The organism is Streptomyces sp. NBC_00433 (assembly GCA_036015235.1).
GTDB lineage: Bacteria > Actinomycetota > Actinomycetes > Streptomycetales > Streptomycetaceae > Actinacidiphila.
On the sequence record CP107926.1, the window covers coordinates 7,258,952 to 7,274,980 of the forward strand.

Annotated in this window: 15 protein-coding genes and 2 pseudogenes; 5 read left to right on the forward strand and 12 right to left on the reverse strand. The window is 73.1% G+C overall.

The window, feature by feature from the left end; translation table 11 throughout:
• Window positions 1-224: 224 nt before the first annotated feature.
• From OG900_31000 to OG900_31010, 3 genes are read right to left on the reverse strand one after another with little or no spacing between them, the layout of a single operon-like run.
• Window positions 225-1,445, reverse strand: coding sequence for a TerD family protein (locus tag OG900_31000; GenBank protein WUH94121.1), 1,221 nt, complete (start codon window positions 1,443-1,445; stop codon window positions 225-227).
• 35 nt (window positions 1,446-1,480) lie between these two features.
• Window positions 1,481-2,182 (reverse strand): alpha/beta fold hydrolase, encoded by a 702-nt coding sequence (locus OG900_31005; GenBank protein ID WUH94122.1) that lies wholly within the window; start codon window positions 2,180-2,182, stop codon window positions 1,481-1,483.
• Window positions 2,183-2,208: 26 nt separating this feature from the next.
• Window positions 2,209-3,018 carry an NAD(P)-dependent oxidoreductase gene (locus OG900_31010; protein ID WUH94123.1) on the reverse strand — a complete coding sequence of 270 codons (810 nt, stop codon included), beginning with the start codon at window positions 3,016-3,018 and terminating at the stop codon, window positions 2,209-2,211.
• 271 nt (window positions 3,019-3,289) lie between these two features.
• On the opposite strand from OG900_31010, the gene OG900_31015 reads away from it, so the two are divergent.
• Window positions 3,290-4,222 carry a 5-dehydro-4-deoxyglucarate dehydratase gene (locus OG900_31015; protein WUH94124.1) on the forward strand — a complete coding sequence of 311 codons (933 nt, stop codon included), beginning with the start codon at window positions 3,290-3,292 and terminating at the stop codon, window positions 4,220-4,222.
• Window position 4,223: 1 nt separating this feature from the next.
• Entirely contained in the window at window positions 4,224-5,417 is a 1,194-nt protein-coding gene (locus OG900_31020) for a hypothetical protein (GenBank protein ID WUH94125.1), read from the forward strand.
• A 204-nt stretch (window positions 5,418-5,621) separates the two neighbouring features.
• Here OG900_31020 and OG900_31025 read toward each other — a convergent pair whose 3' ends face one another.
• The 4 genes and pseudogenes from OG900_31025 to OG900_31040 all read right to left on the reverse strand — a co-directional run bounded on the left by OG900_31025 (window position 5,622) and on the right by OG900_31040 (window position 8,993).
• A complete protein-coding gene (locus OG900_31025; GenBank protein ID WUH94126.1) occupies window positions 5,622-6,524 on the reverse strand; it encodes a hypothetical protein in 903 nt (300 codons plus the stop codon).
• A 218-nt stretch (window positions 6,525-6,742) separates the two neighbouring features.
• Window positions 6,743-7,231, reverse strand: a pseudogene (locus OG900_31030) (SigE family RNA polymerase sigma factor).
• A gap of 146 nt (window positions 7,232-7,377) precedes the next feature.
• The gene (locus OG900_31035) at window positions 7,378-8,172 is read right to left on the reverse strand and encodes a class I SAM-dependent methyltransferase (protein WUH94127.1); all 795 of its coding nucleotides are present in this window, start codon (window positions 8,170-8,172) and stop codon (window positions 7,378-7,380) included.
• Window positions 8,173-8,222: 50 nt separating this feature from the next.
• Window positions 8,223-8,993 (reverse strand): IclR family transcriptional regulator, encoded by a 771-nt coding sequence (locus OG900_31040; protein ID WUH94128.1) that lies wholly within the window; start codon window positions 8,991-8,993, stop codon window positions 8,223-8,225.
• A gap of 127 nt (window positions 8,994-9,120) precedes the next feature.
• Here OG900_31040 and OG900_31045 point away from each other — a divergent pair, with 127 nt between their 5' ends.
• Window positions 9,121-10,635 (forward strand): aldehyde dehydrogenase (NADP(+)), encoded by a 1,515-nt coding sequence (locus OG900_31045; GenBank protein WUH94129.1) that lies wholly within the window; start codon window positions 9,121-9,123, stop codon window positions 10,633-10,635.
• 68 nt (window positions 10,636-10,703) lie between these two features.
• On the opposite strand, the gene OG900_31050 is transcribed toward OG900_31045, so the two are convergent.
• The 3 genes from OG900_31050 to OG900_31060 are packed head-to-tail and all read right to left on the reverse strand — an operon-like array spanning window position 10,704 to window position 11,946.
• Window positions 10,704-11,210, reverse strand: a complete 507-nt coding sequence (locus OG900_31050; protein WUH94130.1) for an ATP-binding protein — start codon at window positions 11,208-11,210, stop codon at window positions 10,704-10,706.
• A complete protein-coding gene (locus OG900_31055; protein WUH94131.1) occupies window positions 11,207-11,524 on the reverse strand; it encodes a hypothetical protein in 318 nt (105 codons plus the stop codon). The genes OG900_31050 and OG900_31055 overlap by 4 nt, the downstream gene beginning before the upstream one ends.
• On the reverse strand, window positions 11,521-11,946 hold the full coding sequence (locus OG900_31060; protein ID WUH94132.1) for an ATP-binding protein: 426 nt from the start codon (window positions 11,944-11,946) through the stop codon (window positions 11,521-11,523). The genes OG900_31055 and OG900_31060 overlap by 4 nt, the downstream gene beginning before the upstream one ends.
• A 207-nt stretch (window positions 11,947-12,153) precedes the next feature.
• Here OG900_31060 and OG900_31065 point away from each other — a divergent pair, with 207 nt between their 5' ends.
• Both OG900_31065 and OG900_31070 read left to right on the forward strand, forming a co-directional pair.
• The gene (locus OG900_31065; GenBank protein WUH94133.1) at window positions 12,154-13,017 is read left to right on the forward strand and encodes a helix-turn-helix domain-containing protein; all 864 of its coding nucleotides are present in this window, start codon (window positions 12,154-12,156) and stop codon (window positions 13,015-13,017) included.
• Window positions 13,017-13,238 carry a DUF397 domain-containing protein gene (locus tag OG900_31070; GenBank protein WUH94134.1) on the forward strand — a complete coding sequence of 74 codons (222 nt, stop codon included), beginning with the start codon at window positions 13,017-13,019 and terminating at the stop codon, window positions 13,236-13,238. Before OG900_31065 ends, OG900_31070 begins: the two co-directional genes overlap by 1 nt.
• Before the next feature lie 308 nt (window positions 13,239-13,546).
• Here OG900_31070 and OG900_31075 read toward each other — a convergent pair whose 3' ends face one another.
• Together OG900_31075 and OG900_31080 are read right to left on the reverse strand one after the other, a co-directional pair.
• Entirely contained in the window at window positions 13,547-14,425 is an 879-nt protein-coding gene (locus OG900_31075; protein WUH94135.1) for a glycosyltransferase family 2 protein, read from the reverse strand.
• A gap of 185 nt (window positions 14,426-14,610) precedes the next feature.
• Window positions 14,611-16,010: pseudogene (locus OG900_31080) on the reverse strand (MFS transporter).
• Window positions 16,011-16,029 lie beyond the last annotated feature (19 nt).

Consider the following 16,029-nt stretch of genomic DNA (forward strand, 5'->3'; position numbering starts at 1 on the left):
GCTCCCGTGGCTAGGGGTGAGGATGGTGCGGACATGCCACTCCAGCGTCCCGGCCAGGGGTCTATGCGGGTAGATGGTCAGCGGTAAAATCTAGGTGACCATGACAAAAACGCCCGCGCGCGTGATGCGGTGAACGGACACGCGGACGGCCCGGCTCCGCAAGGGAGTCGGGCCCGTCCGCCGCGCCGCGGGTGAGCCGGGCCGCTCGCCGCGCCCGGGTCGGCTCAGAGGGCCGCGGCCCCCGGCTTGACGAGGGACTTCGCGGTGCGCGCGTCCACGAACGAACCGAGCGCGGTCATCTCCCACTCGCCCGAGAACTGCTTGACCAGCTTGGCCATCAGCACACCCGTCTTGGCCTCGCCGCTGGTGAGGTCGAAGCGCACCAGCTCCTCGCCGGAAGCGGCGTCAAGCAGCCGGCAGTACGCCTTCGCGACCTTGTTGAACTTCTGCCCCGAATACGAGTTGACGGTGAAGAGCAGGCCGGTGGCCTCCGGCGGCAGCCCGCCGAGGTGGACGGTGATCGACTCGTCGTCGCCCGAGCCGTCGCCGGTGAGGTTGTCCCCGGAGTGCTGGATCGCGCCGTTCAGCACGGTGAGCCGGCCGAAGTAGCAGGTGTCCAGGTGGTTGCGCTGCGGGCCGTAGACGATGACCGACGCGTCGAGGTCGATGTCCCGGCCGCCGAAGGCCGGCTCCCAGCCCAGGCCCATACGGACCGAGGACAGCAGCGGCTTGCCGCCCTTGACCAGCGACACCGTCTCGTTCTTCCGCAGGTTGACCCGGCCCTTGTCCAGGTTGATCCGGCCGGACGCGGCGGACGCGGCCGCCGGGGGCTGGGCCGGCGGCGCGGCGGGCGGCGGGGGCGGCAGGTGGGTGGCCGCGGGTCCGGTCGGCGCGGCCTGCGGCGCCTGGGGTGCCTGCGCGGCCTGCGGCGCCGGTGCGGCGGGCTCGTCGACATTCACCCCGAAGTCGGTGGCGATGCCCGCCAGCCCGTTGGAATAGCCCTGCCCGACCGCGCGGACCTTCCAGGCGCCGCCCCTGCGGTAGACCTCGACCACCACCAGGGCGGTCTCCGGGCCGAGCCCGGCCGGGGCGAAGGTGGCGATCGCCGAACCGTCGTCGGCATTGCGCACGGTGGCCGTCGGCACCGTCCCCGCGAAGGCGGCGCCGCCGTCCAGGCTCGCCGTCACCACGATCTTCTCGATACCGGCGGGCACCGCCTCGGTGTCCACCGTGATGGCGTCAGGGCCGGAACCGCCGCCGGAGCGGTAGGTCACCCCCGGGCCGCCCTGCGGCTGGTTGTAGAAGACGAAGTCGTCGTCGGAGCGCACCTTGCCGTCGGCGGTGAGGAGCAGGCCCGAGACGTCGAGCCGCGCCGGCGCGGCCACCTCGACGGCCACGCGGGGGACGGACAGCGGCACGTTCGAGCCAGGTGTCATTGCGGTCATGTCCGGCTAACGACCGACTCCGCTTTGCGGTTCCATTACCCGGCCGCCCGGGGGACGGCCCGTACGTCGAGGCCGTCGGTGGAGCGTGCGGGCAGCGCGAAGGCGGACACGGTCTCCGGCGGCAGCGGGCGCAGACCGAGCAGGCCGTGGACCGCCGCGGCGGTCAGCGTGTGCCACAGCCCGGCCTGCCGCAGCATGGCGTGGTCCCCGCCGGGCACCACGAAGCGGCACACCTGCGCGCCCGCGGCCCGTGCCCGTACCGCCGTCATCAGCGACTCGCGCGGCGAGGTGATCCGGTCGGCCGCCGCGTGCACGAACACCAGCCGCACACCGGCCAGCTGCTCGACCGGGTCCTCCGGCGGGCACCACGCGGCGAGCGCGACCACCCCCGCGACCCCCGGCTCCGCCGCGATCCGCAGCGCGGCCCTGGCCCCCATCGAATGGCCGACCAGCACGGTGGGAAGCCCCCCGGTGCGCTCCCGCAGCGCGGCCAGCGCCTCGGCGGCGTCCCGCGCGGCGTCCGCGCGCTCCCCGTTCCAGCCGCGGTGCCGGTAGCGCGCCTCGGCGACCGCCAGGCCGCCGCCCCTGCCGACGGCCGCCACGAACGGCCGCATCCGCCGCGACGGCGGATTCAGCCACGAGGGGCGGCGCAGGCCGTGCTCCGCACCGCCGTGCAGCAGCAGCACGGCGCCCTCGGCGCCCGGCGCCGCCTCGCGCATCACGATCCGGGGGTCCACCTCCGTACGATCCCACGGCTCCCGGGTCAGTACGGCCAGATCGGCGGGTCGGTGCAGAAGGCGCCGCCCAGGTTGGCGTGGGCAGGGTCGGCCGGGTCGAGTTCGCCCTGGGCGGCGACGAGGGCGGCGGCGAAGGGCTCGGAGTCGTCCTGGGGCTCGTAGCCGAGCGCGCGGGCCGGGCCGAGGTCCCACCACAGCCGGGTGTTGGCCGAGCTGCCGTGGACGACGGTGTGCCCGGTCACGTCGGCGGTGAGGGCGGCGTGGAGGAGGCGGGCGCCGTCCTCGGGGCTCATCCAGACCGACAGCATGCGGACCGTGGTGGGTTCGGGGAAGCAGGAGCCGATCCGGATCGACACCGTGTCGATGCCGTGCCGGTCGGCGTAGAGCTGCGCCAGGTCCTCGCCGAAGCACTTGGACAGGCCGTAGTAGGTGTCGGGGCGGCGCGGGGTGCCGACCGGGATGAGCGGGTCGCCGCCCTGCGGGCGCGGGGTGAAGCCGACGGCGTGGTTGCTGGACGCGAAGACGATCCGCCGCACCCCTTCCTCGCGCGCCGCCTCGTAGAGGTTGTAGGTGCCCTCGATGTTGGCCCGCAGGATCTTCTCGAAGGTGGACTCCAGCGAGATTCCGGCCAGGTGGACGACGGCGTCGACCCCGCGTACGGCGGCGCGCAGCGCGTCGCGGTCGGCGAGGTCCGCGGTGATCGCGTCGGGCTCGCCGTCGATCGGCAGCATGTCCAGCAGCCGCAGCCGGTAGCCGTAGGACGGCAGGAGTCCGCGCATGAGGGTGCCGAGTCCTCCGGCGGCGCCGGTGAGCAGAATGGTGCGGGGAGCGGGCATGGGGAGGCCTCCTCGGTCTCACCGGCCCCAGGGGGCCACTGACGTGACGGACGCGCCGGCGGGTGCCGCCGGAGCGGTGGGCCGGCGGCGCCGCGGCGAGTATATCCGTGGCCGAGGTTCAGGTATATGGACGAGAGTGGCCCAGTGCGGGTACGTGTGAGCCGCGCTCGGCGGCTTGACCCGTATGTGCATGCTCGCTTAGCGTGGCAGCGTTCATGAATATAGACGTGAATCATATGAGCGCACAGACCGGACCTCCAGGGGGAACCCGATGACCGCACCCTCACTCGCCGAGCGTCTCGACGGCCTGCTGTTCTTCCCCGTGACGGCCTTCGGCCCCGACGGCGGTCTCGACCTCGACGCCTTCCGCGCGCACGTGCGCGCGGGGGTGGACGCGGGCGCGGCGGCCGTCTTCGCCTGCTGCGGCACCGGCGAATTCCACGCCCTGTCGCCCGCGGAGTTCGGCGCGTGCGTGGCCGCCGCGGTCGAGGAGACCGCGGGCAGGGTGCCGGTCGTCGCGGGCGCGGGCTACGGCACCGCGCTGGCCCTCGAATACGCCGGCATCGCGGAGCGGGCCGGCGCCGACGGGCTGCTGGCGATGCCGCCGTATCTGGTCGTCCCCGACCAGGAGGGCCTGCTGCGCCACTATTCCGCGCTCGCGGCGGGCACCGCGCTCGACGTCATCGTCTACCAGCGCGACAACGCGGTCTTCACGCCCGCCACCGTCGTCGAACTCGCCAGGGTGCCCAACATCATCGGCCTCAAGGACGGGCACGGCGACCTCGACCTGATGCAGCGCATCGTCAGCGCGGTCCGCACCGAACTGCCCGGCGACGGCTTCCTCTACTTCAACGGCCTGCCCACCGCGGAACTGACCGGGCTCGCCTACCGCGGCCTGGGCGTGACCCTCTACTCCTCGGCCGTCTACGCCTTCTCCCCGGAGATCGCCCTCGCCTTCCACCGGGCGCTGACCACCGGCGACGACGCGACCGTCGACCGGCTGATCGACGGCTTCTACCGCCCGCTGGTCAACCTCCGCAACCAGGGCCGGGGTTACGCCGTGTCGCTGGTCAAGGCGGCAGTGCGGCTGCGCGGCCTGGACGTCGGCGAGGTCCGGCCGCCGCTGTCGGAGCCGTCACCCGCGCACATCAAGGAACTGGCCGAACTGATCGAGCGCGGGCTCGCGTTGCTGGGAGAGCGCTGACATGCGGACCTCCGCCTTCGTCTACCCCTGGGACGTTCTCGGCGACCCCGCCGCCGCCGGGCGGATCGCCGCACTCGGCGTGCGGCAGGTCACCCTCGCCGCCGCCTACCACTCCACCCGGGCCCTCACCCCGCGCCACCCGCGGCACCGGGTGGTCACCGCCGAATACGCCGCCGCGCTCTACCCGCCGGACGAGAAGCGCTGGCAGGGAAGGGAGTTGCGGCCGTACGCGGCAGGGCCGTGGGCCGCGGCCGACGACGCCTGGGCCGCCGCGGCGGCCGAACTGCGGGCCGCCGGGCTCGACGTGCACAGCTGGGTGGTGCTCGCCCACAACTCCCGGCTGGGCGCGGAGCACCCGGAGACCAACGTCGTCAACGCCTACGGCGACCGCTACCCCTGGGCGCCCTGCATCGCCCAGGACGCCGTCCGCGGCTACCTGCTCGACCTCGCCGCCGAGGCCGCCGCGCGCCCCGGCGCGGCCGGCACCGAGCTGGAGTCGCTCGGCTGGTACGGGCTCGCGCACCTGCACGCGCACGACAAGATCGGCGGGGTGCCGCTCGGCGACGCCGCCCACTACCTGATGTCGCTCTGCTTCTGCCCGCGCTGCCGCGACGGCTACGCGGGCCTCGGCGCCGACCCCGAGGAGCTGGCCGCGGCCGTCCGCAGCGCGCTGGCGCCGGTGTGGTCGGGCGGCGGCGGCGACGCGGCGGGACTGCCCGGCATCGAGCGGCTGCTCGGCGCCCGGTGGACCGAACTGACCCTGGCCTGGCGTACGGAGACCGCCGGCTCGCTCCAGGAGCAGGCCGTCGCGGCGGTGCGGGCCGCGGCCGAACCCGGCTTCCAGGTGCTGATGCACGCCGATCCGGCCGTCCACCGCTGCGGCGCCAACGCCGGTGTGCGGCCCGCCAGGATCCTCGCCCACGCCGACGGCCTGGTGCTGCCCTGCCCGGGAGGCCCCGCCGGAGCGGCCGGCCGCGAGGCGGTGCTCGCCCCGGTCGCCGCGCACGCGGGTCCGCACACCGTCGTCGCCGCCAACTTCACGGTGGTGTCCGGCATGGGCGGGAGCCCCGGCACCCTCGCCGCCGACGCCGCGCACGCCGCGGAGTTGGGCGCCACCCAACTGCGGCTCTACCACGCGGGACTCGCCTCGGACGCCGACCTGGCCGCGGTCCGCGCGGCACTGTCCACCGGTTGACCGGAGCGCGGCGATCATGGGGGTACCGCCGCGCCCCGGAGCATCACCGGTCGGGTGAGGCAGGAGGGTGGTGCATACCCAAGTCGCCACCGGTGCATGGGAGGTTGCCGTGTTTCCCGGATTTATTTCCGGGAGATTTCCCGGCGTCGCGTCCCGGCGGCCCGCCGCCGCCCGAGGGCGTGCGGAAGGGGCGCTGACCGCGGTTCAGAAGATGCCGCTGACCTGGGCGGAGCTGCCCGAGCCGTACCGGGCGGTGACCGTGTAGCCGTCGCCGTCCGTACCGCCCTGTCCCGGGTCGTGGCTGAACTGGCCGGAGAAGGTGTAAGTGCCCGGCGCGAGGGTCTGCCCGGCGTTGAGCGTCCAGCGGTAGACCAGGTCCTGTCCCTCCACGGTGACCTGGGCGGCGGGGCCGCCCGGTACCGTCGTCCACGAGTTGGTGCTGGTCTCGTGGCTGTTCCTGGCGATCCGCAGCTCCACCGTCAGCGACGTCAGCGTCTGGGTCGTCGCCAGGTCGACGTCGCTCTGCGTCCAGTAGTCGTTGCTGCCGGAGCCGATGACGCCGTTGGACGACAGCGGGCCGTCGCTGGTCGGTGCCTGGGCGCCGCTGTCGTGCCCGCCCGACGGCCCCGGCGTGGTGCCCGGCGCGCTGGCGCTCGGCGGCTTCGAGGGGAGCGCGGCCGGGGGTTTGCGGCCGGGTGTGCCGTGCGGGGTGGTGGCGGCCCTGCGGTGCCCGGGGGCCGGAGGGGTGTGCCGCGGCACCGGCGCCCGCGTGCCGGTGCTGCCCGAGGTGGCGCTCTGGGCGGCCGGCGACGTCGCGGTGTCCGTGTCGCCCGACGTGACGACCGTGCCGGTCGGCTGGTTGTCGCCGGTCACGGCGCCCACCGCGAGGCCGCCGATACCGATCGCGCCCGCCACCGCCGCCGTCACCGCGGTCACCCGCATCCAGGGCGCCGCGGGCGGCCGGTCGTGGCCCCGGGCACCGGAGCCGTGCACTCCCGGCCTGGTGTCGTCGGCGGCCATCGCGTGCTCGACCCTGGCCAGCATCCGTTCCCTGTCGGGCCGGTGGGCGTCGGCCGCGTTCCGCAGCCGCTCCGGCAGATCGGTCATCGCATTCCCCGTCCCGTACGAGTACGAGCACGAGTCACAGGACCCGCCGCACCCAGCAATCGCTGTGCACCCGGGCCGATTTCACCCGCAGCGCCGTCTGCCGCGCCGGCCGCGCCGTCCGATTGCCCGGCGCGCGGCAGGCGTTCGGGACCGGCGGCCCTTCGTCCGGCCGCCGATCCGGCCTCCTGCACCGTATCGGCTTCCGCTGTCCACGGTTCGAGCAGCCTTTCCAACTCCGCGATGCCCCGGGAGGTCTGGCTCTTGACCGTGCCGACCGAGATGCCCAGCGCCGCCGCGGTGTCGCGCTCGGACAGGTCGAACGCGTGCCGCAGCACCACGCAGGCCCGCTTGCGGAACGGCAGCCGCTGCAGCGCCTCCCGCAGGTCGAGCACCGCGGGCAGGTCGGGCCCTTCGGTGCGCTCCGGGCGCTGCGACCAGAACAGCGCGACCCGGCGCCGCTCGCGCACCGCGCTGCGTATCCGGGAGCGTGCCAGGTTCGCCACCACACCGCGCGCGTACGCCACCGGGTGGTCGGCGGTCCGCACCCGGTCCCAGCGCCGCCACAGGGCCACCAGGGCGTCCGCCGCGAGGTCGTCGGCGGCGTCCGCCTCGCCGGTCAACAGATGGGCGAGACGGGCGAGTTCGGCGTAATGCCGTTCGAAGAACGCGTGGAACGCGGCGGCATCGTCGTCGACGGCAGTGCCCACGGTCACCTCTTCCTGCCCGGACCTCCCCGCCACGGCGCGGCGAGAGCGTAGCAGCGGGGAAAGGCTATGGGCAGAGGTCGGGAATCATCTTTCTTTCCCGCGGTAACCGCTGGTCGACGGGTTGTGACCGGAGAATGCCGGTGGCATCAGCCGCCGGCACGCACGCAGCGCTGCACCCGGGTCACCAGCGGCAGGCCGAACTCGCCCGCGGACGTCTCGGGACGCGAGCGCAGGTAGTCCCTGATGCCTTCGAGGACAGCCGCCCGCTCTGCGGCCTCCATCACCAGGATGTGCGAGTGCGTCGCCACCGTGGCGGCCAGCGACTCGACCGAGCGCCGCATGGTGTGCGGGAAGTCCGCGTCCACCGCGGCGGAGAAGTCCGGGTGCGGCGCGATCCTGCGGCCCGGGTTGGTCGCCCAGCTCAGGTAGGACACCTGGGTCGGCGAGACCGCGGAGAGCCCGGCGACCCACTCGACCCGGTCGTCCTCGGCGTTGGACAGCGTCGCCAGCGGGCCGCCGGGCCGCAGCACCCGGGCGATCTCGGGCAGCGCCCGGTCCTGGTCGAACCAGTGGATCGCCTGCCCGACCAGCACCGCGTCCACCGACGCGTCCGGCAGCGGGATGCTCTCGGCGGAGCCGCCGAGCGCGGTGGCCGCCGGCACCTGGCGGCGTAGCTCGTCGAGCATGGCCGGGTCGGGTTCCACCGCGGTCACCCGGTGGCCGAGCGCGACCAGGCCGCGGGTCAGCTTGCCGGTGCCTGCCGCCAGGTCGAGCACGTCGAGGCCCGCTCCATCGGCCTTGGCGGCGGGCGCCAGCGCCCAGGCGAGGGCTTCCGCCGGATAGTCGGGCCGGTGGGCGGCGTATTCGGCGGCGACCGCGCCGAAGGAGGCGGCCCTCTTCGCGTACAGCTCCGGGTCGTACCCGGTCCCGTGAGTGCTCATGCCGCGACCCTACGGCCGGTGCCGTCGCGGGTAGGCGCGGGGCCGGGGGGTCAGAGGTGCCTGGTGGCGAGCAGCAGGCGGTCGCGGGCGTCGAAGAGGGCGTCCTTGATCATCTGCTCGTGGCCGGCCGTGAGCCTGGCCACCGGGACCGAGCAGCTCACCGCGTCGCGCGCGGGCGTCCGGTAGGGGACCGCGATGCCGAAGCAGCGCAGCCCCAGGGTGTTCTCCTCGCGGTCCACCGCGAAGCCCTGCTCGCGGATGACCGCGAGCTCCGCGATCAGCTTCTCCCGGTCGGTGTGGGTGTGCTCGGTGAGCGGCTCCAGCGTCTCCGGCAGCAGCTTGCGCACCTGCTCGTCCGTATACGTGGCGAGCAGCGCCTTGCCCAGCGACGTGGAGTGCGCGGGCAGCCGCCGGCCGACCCGGGTGAAGGGGCGCAGGTAGTGCTGCGACTGCCGGGTCGCCAGGTAGACCACGCTCGTGCCGTCGAGGCGCGCGAGGTGGATGGTCTCGCTGGTGTCGTCCGACATCCGGTCCAGCGTCGGCCGGGCCGCGGCCACCACCTCGTCACCGTCGATGTAGGAGGTGCCGACGAGCAGCGCGCGCACACCGATGCCGTACCGCGTGCCGGTCGCGTCGGTCTCGATCCAGCCCAGGTCGACCAGGGTGCGCAGCAGCATGTAGAGGCTGGACTTGGGGTAGCCGACCGATTCCTGCACGGAGGCGAGGCTGTGCATGCCGGGCCGGCCCGCGAAGAACTCCAGCAGTTCCACCGTGCGGACGGCGGACTTGACCTGGGAACCGGCTCCCTCGGCAGCACTCATGGCGCTCGACCCCTCTTGTTCGGCCGGGAGGCCCGGACGTAGGCTCCCCTGAGATTCACATGTGAAGACGTCGTTCAGTATATAGAACGATGACGGTATGCAGGACGGAAATGTGGAGGTTATTCCGGTGGCAGTTCCAGTCTGGAGCGTCGACCCCCGTAGCGGGAAGCAGCGCGAGCAGGTCGCCGTCGAGGCTGCGGCGGCCGATGTCGACGCCGCCGTCCGCGCCGCCGCCGGGGCGATCCCCGCCCTCGCCGACCGCAGCGTACGCTCCCGGCTGCTGCGGGCCGCTGCCGGGGCGCTGGAGGGATCGGCGGCCGAAGTCGTCGCCGCCGCCGACGCCGAGACCGCGCTCGGCGTGCCCCGGCTCACCGGCGAACTGGCACGTACCGCCTACCAGCTGCGCGCCTTCGCCGAGGTCGTGGACGAGGGCGCCTTCCTCGACGTGATCATCGACCACGCCGACCCGGCCGCGCAGCCGATCCCGCGGCCCGACCTGCGCCGGATGAAGATCCCGCTCGGCGTCGTCGCCGTCTACGCGGCCAGCAACTTCCCGCTCGCCTTCTCCGTCCCCGGCGGCGACACCGCCAGCGCGCTGGCCGCCGGCTGCCCGGTCGTGGTCAAGGCGCACCCCGACCACCCGGCCACCTCCGCGCTGTGCGCCGAACTGCTGCGCGGCGCCGCCGTCTCCGTCGGCCTGCCCGCCGACACCGTCGTCCTGCTGCACGGCTTCCAGGCCGGCGTCGAGCTGGTACGCCACCCGCTGGTCGCCGCCGCGGGCTTCACCGGCTCCGTCCCCGGCGGCCGCGCCCTCTACGACGCGGCGGCCGCCCGCCCGCAGCCGATCCCCTTCTACGGCGAGCTGGGCAGCCTCAACCCGGTCGTCGTCACCGAGGCCGCCGCCGCCGAGCGCGCCGAGCAGATCGGCACCGGGCTCGCCGGGTCCTTCACCCTCGGGGTCGGCCAGTTCTGCACCAAGCCCGGCCTGGTGCTCGCCCCGGCCGGACAGGACGGCGACCGGCTGGTGGCCGCGCTCACCGCCGCCGCGGGCGAGGCTGCGCCCGGCGTGCTGCTCGACTCCCGCATGCGGGACACCTTCCTCAAGGGCGCCGCCGCCCGTGCCGCGCTGCCCGGCGTGTCCGCGCCGGTCGTCCCTGCGGGGGAGGGGGAGACCGGGGTGCGCCCCGGCTTCGTCACCGTCGCGGCGCCCGAGCTGGACGAGTCCCTGCTGGAGGAGTGCTTCGGCCCGCTGACCGTGGTCGTACGCTACGGGTCCGCGGCCGAGCTTGCCGCCGTCCTCGACCGGCTCCCCGGCAACCTCACCGCGACCGCGCACCTCGGCTCCGCCGAGGCCGAGCAGGAGGGCGGTCCCGCGGCGGCCCTGCTGGCCCGCCTCACCGCGCTGGCCGGCCGCGTCCTGGTCAACGGCTGGCCCACCGGCGTCGCCGTCGCCCCCGCCCAGCACCACGGCGGCCCCTACCCGGCCACCACCTCGACCTCCACCTCGGTGGGCGCCACCGCCATCGAACGCTGGCTCCGCCCGGTCGCCTACCAGGACACCCCGCCGGCCCTGCTGCCCGCCGAACTCCGCGAGTCCAACCCGCTGGGCATCCCCCGTCGCGTGGACGGCACCCGGTCGTAAGGGCCCGCCCGCCGATACGCGGTGGCCCGCCGGCAGCTCCCCCGCCCCGGCCGGCCACCCGCGTACGGTCACGGCGTGCGGCCGTACGGAAAGCCGTCCAGGGCGCGCTGCATGAGCGCCAGGTCCGCCGTCCCCATGTCCTGATCGGCCTCGGCCTGCCGCGACAGCGCCAACTCGGCCCAGACGATCTTCCCGCCGACCGCGGAACGCTGGACTCCGAGGCGCGTACTCATCGACTCCACGAGGAAGAGCCCCCTGCCGCCCTCCGCGTCGAAAGTCGGCGCCGCGATGACCGGTGATCCGGCGCCCCGGTCCCACACCTCGATGTACAGCCCGCCGCCGACGAGACGCAATTGCACCCCGACATGACACGGGTAGCCCTGCCCTGCGCTGTTCTTCACCGCGTTGGTGACCAGCTCCGAGACGATCAGTTCGGCGGAGTCGATCTGCTCGGGCAGCCCCCAGGCCGGGAGCGTCCCCCGGACGAACTCCCGCGACAGGCGGACCGCCGCGGTCTCCGCGGCCAGACGGATGCTGGAGACGCACATGCTCCTGGGCGTCGGTGAGGTGATCATTTCCGGCTCACCGCCTCGTGCACCTCGGCGTCGGCGGTGTGCACGACGTACGCCCAGAGGTGCTCCTGGAGCAGGGCGTGGGTCCCGAAGTGCTCGACGGACGGTACGACGACAGCGCCGTCGCCCGTGTTCCGCAACTCCCCGACCAGCTCGGTTAACTCGGCGATGCTGCCTTCGTCGACCTCCTGGTAAATAGCCGCCAGGAAGTACCCTTCGACCTGTGCCCAGCGGAACAGCAGCAGCTCGTCGTTGGTGATCTCCTCTTCCGACCGGCCCTCGTGCGCGAGCATGTAGCCGTAGATATGACGCCTCATGGCTTCCTCCCTGGTCCCGGCGCCAGCCGGATCTCGAACCACACGCTCTTGCCGATGACCCGGGGGATCACGCCCCACCGGTCGGCCAGGCCCGCCACGACGCGAAGCCCCCGGCCGCTCTCGTGCACCGCGTCGTCGCCCGGCGCGCGCCGGACCGTTCTGGGCATACCGGTCGCCCAGTCGCGCACCTCGACGCGAAGGCGCTCCCCGTCCAGGTGGTAGCCGACGCTGACCCGGCTCCCCCTGGCCGCACGCCCATGAACGACGGCGTTGGTGACCAGTTCGGAGACGATCGACGCTACGGCGTCCGCTACTTCGGTGAGTCCCCACTCGTTGGATAATCGGCGAGCAGTCGCGCGAGCGGCGGCTATCGCAGGTCGATACCGCCGGTAGTGCGCCAGCTCCGTCCGCTGGACGGTCATGTGGCCCCCTTCGTAAGGGTGTTCGGTGGCCGTACGCGGTCCGGTGGGTGCCGTACATTAGTCGCGTATTGCCACTGTGAGTAGTGTGCACCCTGACAAACCCGAAGTGTCAAGTCCTCACTTTGCGTACGCGTGAAGCCTGTTGCTCTCACAGTCGGCGGGCGGCACACTTGGCCAGCAAGAAGGACCAGGAAGGCGACACCTCCCGTGCCCATCAACAGCAACCCGACGATCCGCGAGCGACGCCTTGCGCGACGTCTCCGAGAACTCCGGACGGCCGCGGGCCTGACCCACGCGGACACCGCACAGGTACTGGGGTCGGCCGAGTCGAAGGTCGGCCGCATCGAGAACGCCCAGTCAGGCATCCGACTCCCCGACCTGCGCGCGCTGTTGGACGCCTACGGCGTGACCGATCCGGCCGAACGCCACGCGATCGAGGTGCTGTCGCGCGAGGCCAAGAAGAAGGGTTGGTGGTCGCAGTACGCGAAGGCCGTCGACTCGGACTATGCCGCGTTCGTGGCGATCGAGTCAGACGCCGCCGAGCTGTACAACGTCCAGACCAACTTGGTGCCCGGCCTGCTGCAAACTGCGGAGTACACCTCGGCGCTGATCGAGCTGCAGGCTCCCGACTCCACTCCCGAGCAAGTGGAAGCGCAGATCAGCGTTCGACGGGAGCGCCGCCAACTCATCACCAGGGATGTGCCGTTGCAGCTCTGGGTGATCATCTCGGAGAGCGTGCTCTACCACCGTGTCGGCGACTCGGGAGTGATGCGGACGCAGTTGGAAGCGCTGGCCGAGGACAGCCGCAGGCCGAACGTCCAATTGCAGGTGCTCCCGCGGGAAGACCCCATGAACGCGTGCCTGTTCGGTCCGTTCGTGATCATCAGCTTCGCGGCGTCGGCCGAGACGGACATCATCTACACCGAGTCGCCGACCAGCACGGTCTTCTACGAGGAGCCGGAGGACGTGGAGACGTACACCACGCTTTTCCGTCGACTCAACGTGGCCGCAGCCAGCGTCAGCAAGTCACGGGCGCTCATCCAGGACGCCCTCAAGGAAGTGAGTAAGTGATGAAGCCGTACATCGAGTCCGCCTCGGCCCCCACGCTGGAGTGGGTGAAGTCCTCCTACTCCGGCAACAACGGCGACTGCGTCGAGGTCGCCGCCCTCCCGGACGGCAGCCGCGCCCTGCGCGACAGCAAAGACCCCCACGGCCCGGCGCTGGTCTTCCCCGCCGGCGCGTTCGCCGCTTTCGTCAGCGCCGCGATAGCCGGCGACCTCGCCGAGCGGTAGCCGCAGCACGCATCGGGTCGGCTGTGCGGGCACGATCGCAGGCGGCGGAGCCGGTGACGGCTCAGCTCAGGTCCGGGTGAGTGCGGCTGCTCGCTGCGCGAGTTCGGGTGCGCCGGGGATTCCTCGCTTGCTGTAGACGGCCATCGTCGAGCGGACTGTCATCAGCTCCTTCCGATTGCGGTCAGAGACCACGCCGTCCATGAGGTCCATGCACTGGCTGCTACCCGGCAATGACCAGCACGGACAGTCAGCGGGTCATCGACGCCCTCCACGCCATCTGGTCCTGACCCGGCGGGGTGGGCCGGCCGTCAGATCACGGGCGGGCGGCCCAGCCGCGCCATCTGCCACACCGTGCTCCACCGCATCGGCCGCCGCGGAGGGCACGACACCCGGACACCCTCGAAGAACCCGGACCACCACGCCTTGAGCCCGGCAACCGGCGGCCGCCGGACCAGCGTGTAGACGGCCCACGTCGCCAGATAAACCGGCACCAGAAGAGCGGGAAGATGACGCTTGGCCAGCCACACCCGATTCCGGGCCGTCATCCGGAAGTAGGCCGCGTGCCGAGCCGGATCGGTGCGGGGATGCTGCAGCACCATGTCGGCGCGATAGTCGATCCGCCAGCCGCCGTCCAGCGCACGCCAGGCGAAGTCGGTCTCCTCATGCGCGTAGAAGAACTCGGCAGGGAACAGGCCGACCTGGTCGATCACGCTCACGCGGATCGCGTGCCCCCCACCCAGGAACGTGGTGACCGCACCGGACTGCAGCGGGTCATTGCCACCGAGGCGAGGCACGTGGCGACGCTGGGTGACCCCGAGTTCGTCGGCGATCCGAAAGCTGACGACGCCCAGCTTCGCATCCTCCTCGAAGGCATCCCGGATCAGCCGGAACGTATCGGTACGGGGTAGCAGCCCGTCGTCGTCCAGGACCACCAGCACGTCGGTGCCGGTCGTCTCTCGCAGCCGCTCGACCCCGGCATTGCGCCCGCCTGGGATGCCCAGGTTCTCCGGCAGCTCCACGGCATCCACCCAGTCCGGCAGCTCAGGCAGCTTCGCCCCCTGCCCGAGTACGACGGTCCGCACGCCGCTGCCGCCGCCGTCCTGGGCTCGTACCGATTCCAGCAGCGCCGTCAGCTCCGCAGGGCGGTTTCCCATCGTCAGTACCACCACGCCCAGCGTGAGGCCCATCGCACCGTTCCTTCAAGAAGGCTTCATCACTTCGCCGACGACCGCCCTCGCGGGAGGCAAGCGCAGCGCGACCTGGCCAACACCGGTCGTTCACCGGACCATAAGGTGAACTCCAGGTGTCCGATCCAGATTGCCACACCTGCCGCCGCCGCACGTACCGAGTGCTCGTCGGGAAGATCCGTGGCTCAGGGGGCGGCCGGGGTCGGGCGGGGGGCGAGCGCGGTTGCCAGGGCCGTCAGGGAGACCAGGGCGGCCGCGATCAGGATGCTCAGGCGCATGCCGGTCATGAAGTGCGCCCGGTCGGCGACCAGCGAGCCGAAGAGGGCGACGCTCAGGCCGCCCGCGACCTGGCGGGCCGCGTTGAGCACGCCGGCCGCCAGGCCCGCGCGCTCCGCGGGGACGGCGCCCATCGCCGCGGCGGTCAGCGGCGGCACCGCCAGCGCGCCGCCCAGGCCCAGCGGGATCATCGCGAAGGCCAGCAGCGCGGCCGGCGTGCCGGCGCCGACCGGGAGCAGCAGGAGCAGGCCCGCGGCCATCAGGAGCTGGCCGGCGATCATCGGCAGGCGCGGGCCGTAGCGGTTGCTGAGCCGGCCGGAGACGACGTTGACCGTGGAGATCAGCACCGTCATCGGCAGGAACATCAGCCCCGCGGTGAGCGCGGACTGCCCGCGCACCTGCTGGAAGTACAGCCCGAGGACGAAGAACATCCCGAAGAAGCCGACGCTGAGCGCCGAGCCCGCCGCGATGGAGACGGTGACGACGGGGTTGCGGAACAGGCCGAGCGGCACCACCGGGTGCGGGTGCCGGGACTCGATCGCGAAGAAGGCCGCGGTCGCGACGACCGCCACCCCCGCCGCGGCCCATCCGGCGGAGCCGCCCTCGACCACCGCGAAGGTCAGCGCGGCCAGCGCCAGCACCGCGGTGAGCTGGCCGGGGACGTCCAGCGGCACCCGGCGGCGCTCCGTACGCCCGGTGCGGGAGGTGAGCAGCAGGGCGACCGCCGCGAAGGGGAGGTTGACCAGGAAGATGCCCCGCCAATTCCACGCCGTGGTCAGCGCGCCGCCGGCGACCGGGCCGAGCGCGATGGCGGACGAACCGCCCACCGCCCACAGCGAGATGGCCCTGGCCCGCCGGGCGGCGTCGGGTAGGCCTGCCTGACCAGGGCGAGCGAGGACGGCAGGACGACCGCGGCGGCCACGCCCTGCAGGACCCTGGCGCTGATCAGGACGCCGAGTCCGGGCGCCGCGCCGCAGGCCAGCGAGGCGGCGGCGAAGACCGCGACACCGCCGGTGAAGGCCCGCCCGGCGCCGATCCGGTCGGACAGCGCGCCGGTGGACAGCATCAGCGCGGCGAAGGCCAGCGTGTAGCCGTCCACCACCCATTGCAGCGCGGACAGTCCGCCGTGCAGGTCGCCGCCGATCGCGGGCAGCGCCACGTTGACGACGGAGGCGTCGAGGGTGATGAGGAAGAAGCCGAGCAGCGCGGCGGCCAGGGTGCGGCCGGCGGGCGCGGGGCGCGCGGCGGGCGCCGAATCCCCGGTGGGGGAGGGGAGTTGCCCGGTGCGTGCGGTGAGGTCCTGTGGCATGTCCACCAGCCTGGCGGTG

Bases quoted from the DNA above. Each gene is read 5' to 3' on its own strand.
- OG900_31050 (WUH94130.1), bottom strand. From the start codon at position 11,210: ATGATCACCTCACCGACGCCCAGGAGCATGTGCGTCTCCAGCATCCGT.
- OG900_31055 (WUH94131.1), bottom strand. From the start codon at position 11,524: ATGAGGCGTCATATCTACGGCTACATGCTCGCGCACGAGGGCCGGTCG.
- OG900_31015 (WUH94124.1), top strand. From the start codon at position 3,290: ATGACCGCACCCTCACTCGCCGAGCGTCTCGACGGCCTGCTGTTCTTC.
- OG900_31060 (WUH94132.1), bottom strand. From the start codon at position 11,946: ATGACCGTCCAGCGGACGGAGCTGGCGCACTACCGGCGGTATCGACCT.
- OG900_31020 (WUH94125.1), top strand. From the start codon at position 4,224: ATGCGGACCTCCGCCTTCGTCTACCCCTGGGACGTTCTCGGCGACCCC.
- OG900_31025 (WUH94126.1), bottom strand. From the start codon at position 6,524: ATGACCGATCTGCCGGAGCGGCTGCGGAACGCGGCCGACGCCCACCGG.
- OG900_31075 (WUH94135.1), bottom strand. From the start codon at position 14,425: ATGGGCCTCACGCTGGGCGTGGTGGTACTGACGATGGGAAACCGCCCT.
- OG900_31070 (WUH94134.1), top strand. From the start codon at position 13,017: ATGAAGCCGTACATCGAGTCCGCCTCGGCCCCCACGCTGGAGTGGGTG.
- OG900_31000 (WUH94121.1), bottom strand. From the start codon at position 1,445: ATGACCGCAATGACACCTGGCTCGAACGTGCCGCTGTCCGTCCCCCGC.
- OG900_31035 (WUH94127.1), bottom strand. From the start codon at position 8,172: ATGAGCACTCACGGGACCGGGTACGACCCGGAGCTGTACGCGAAGAGG.
- OG900_31010 (WUH94123.1), bottom strand. From the start codon at position 3,018: ATGCCCGCTCCCCGCACCATTCTGCTCACCGGCGCCGCCGGAGGACTC.
- OG900_31040 (WUH94128.1), bottom strand. From the start codon at position 8,993: ATGAGTGCTGCCGAGGGAGCCGGTTCCCAGGTCAAGTCCGCCGTCCGC.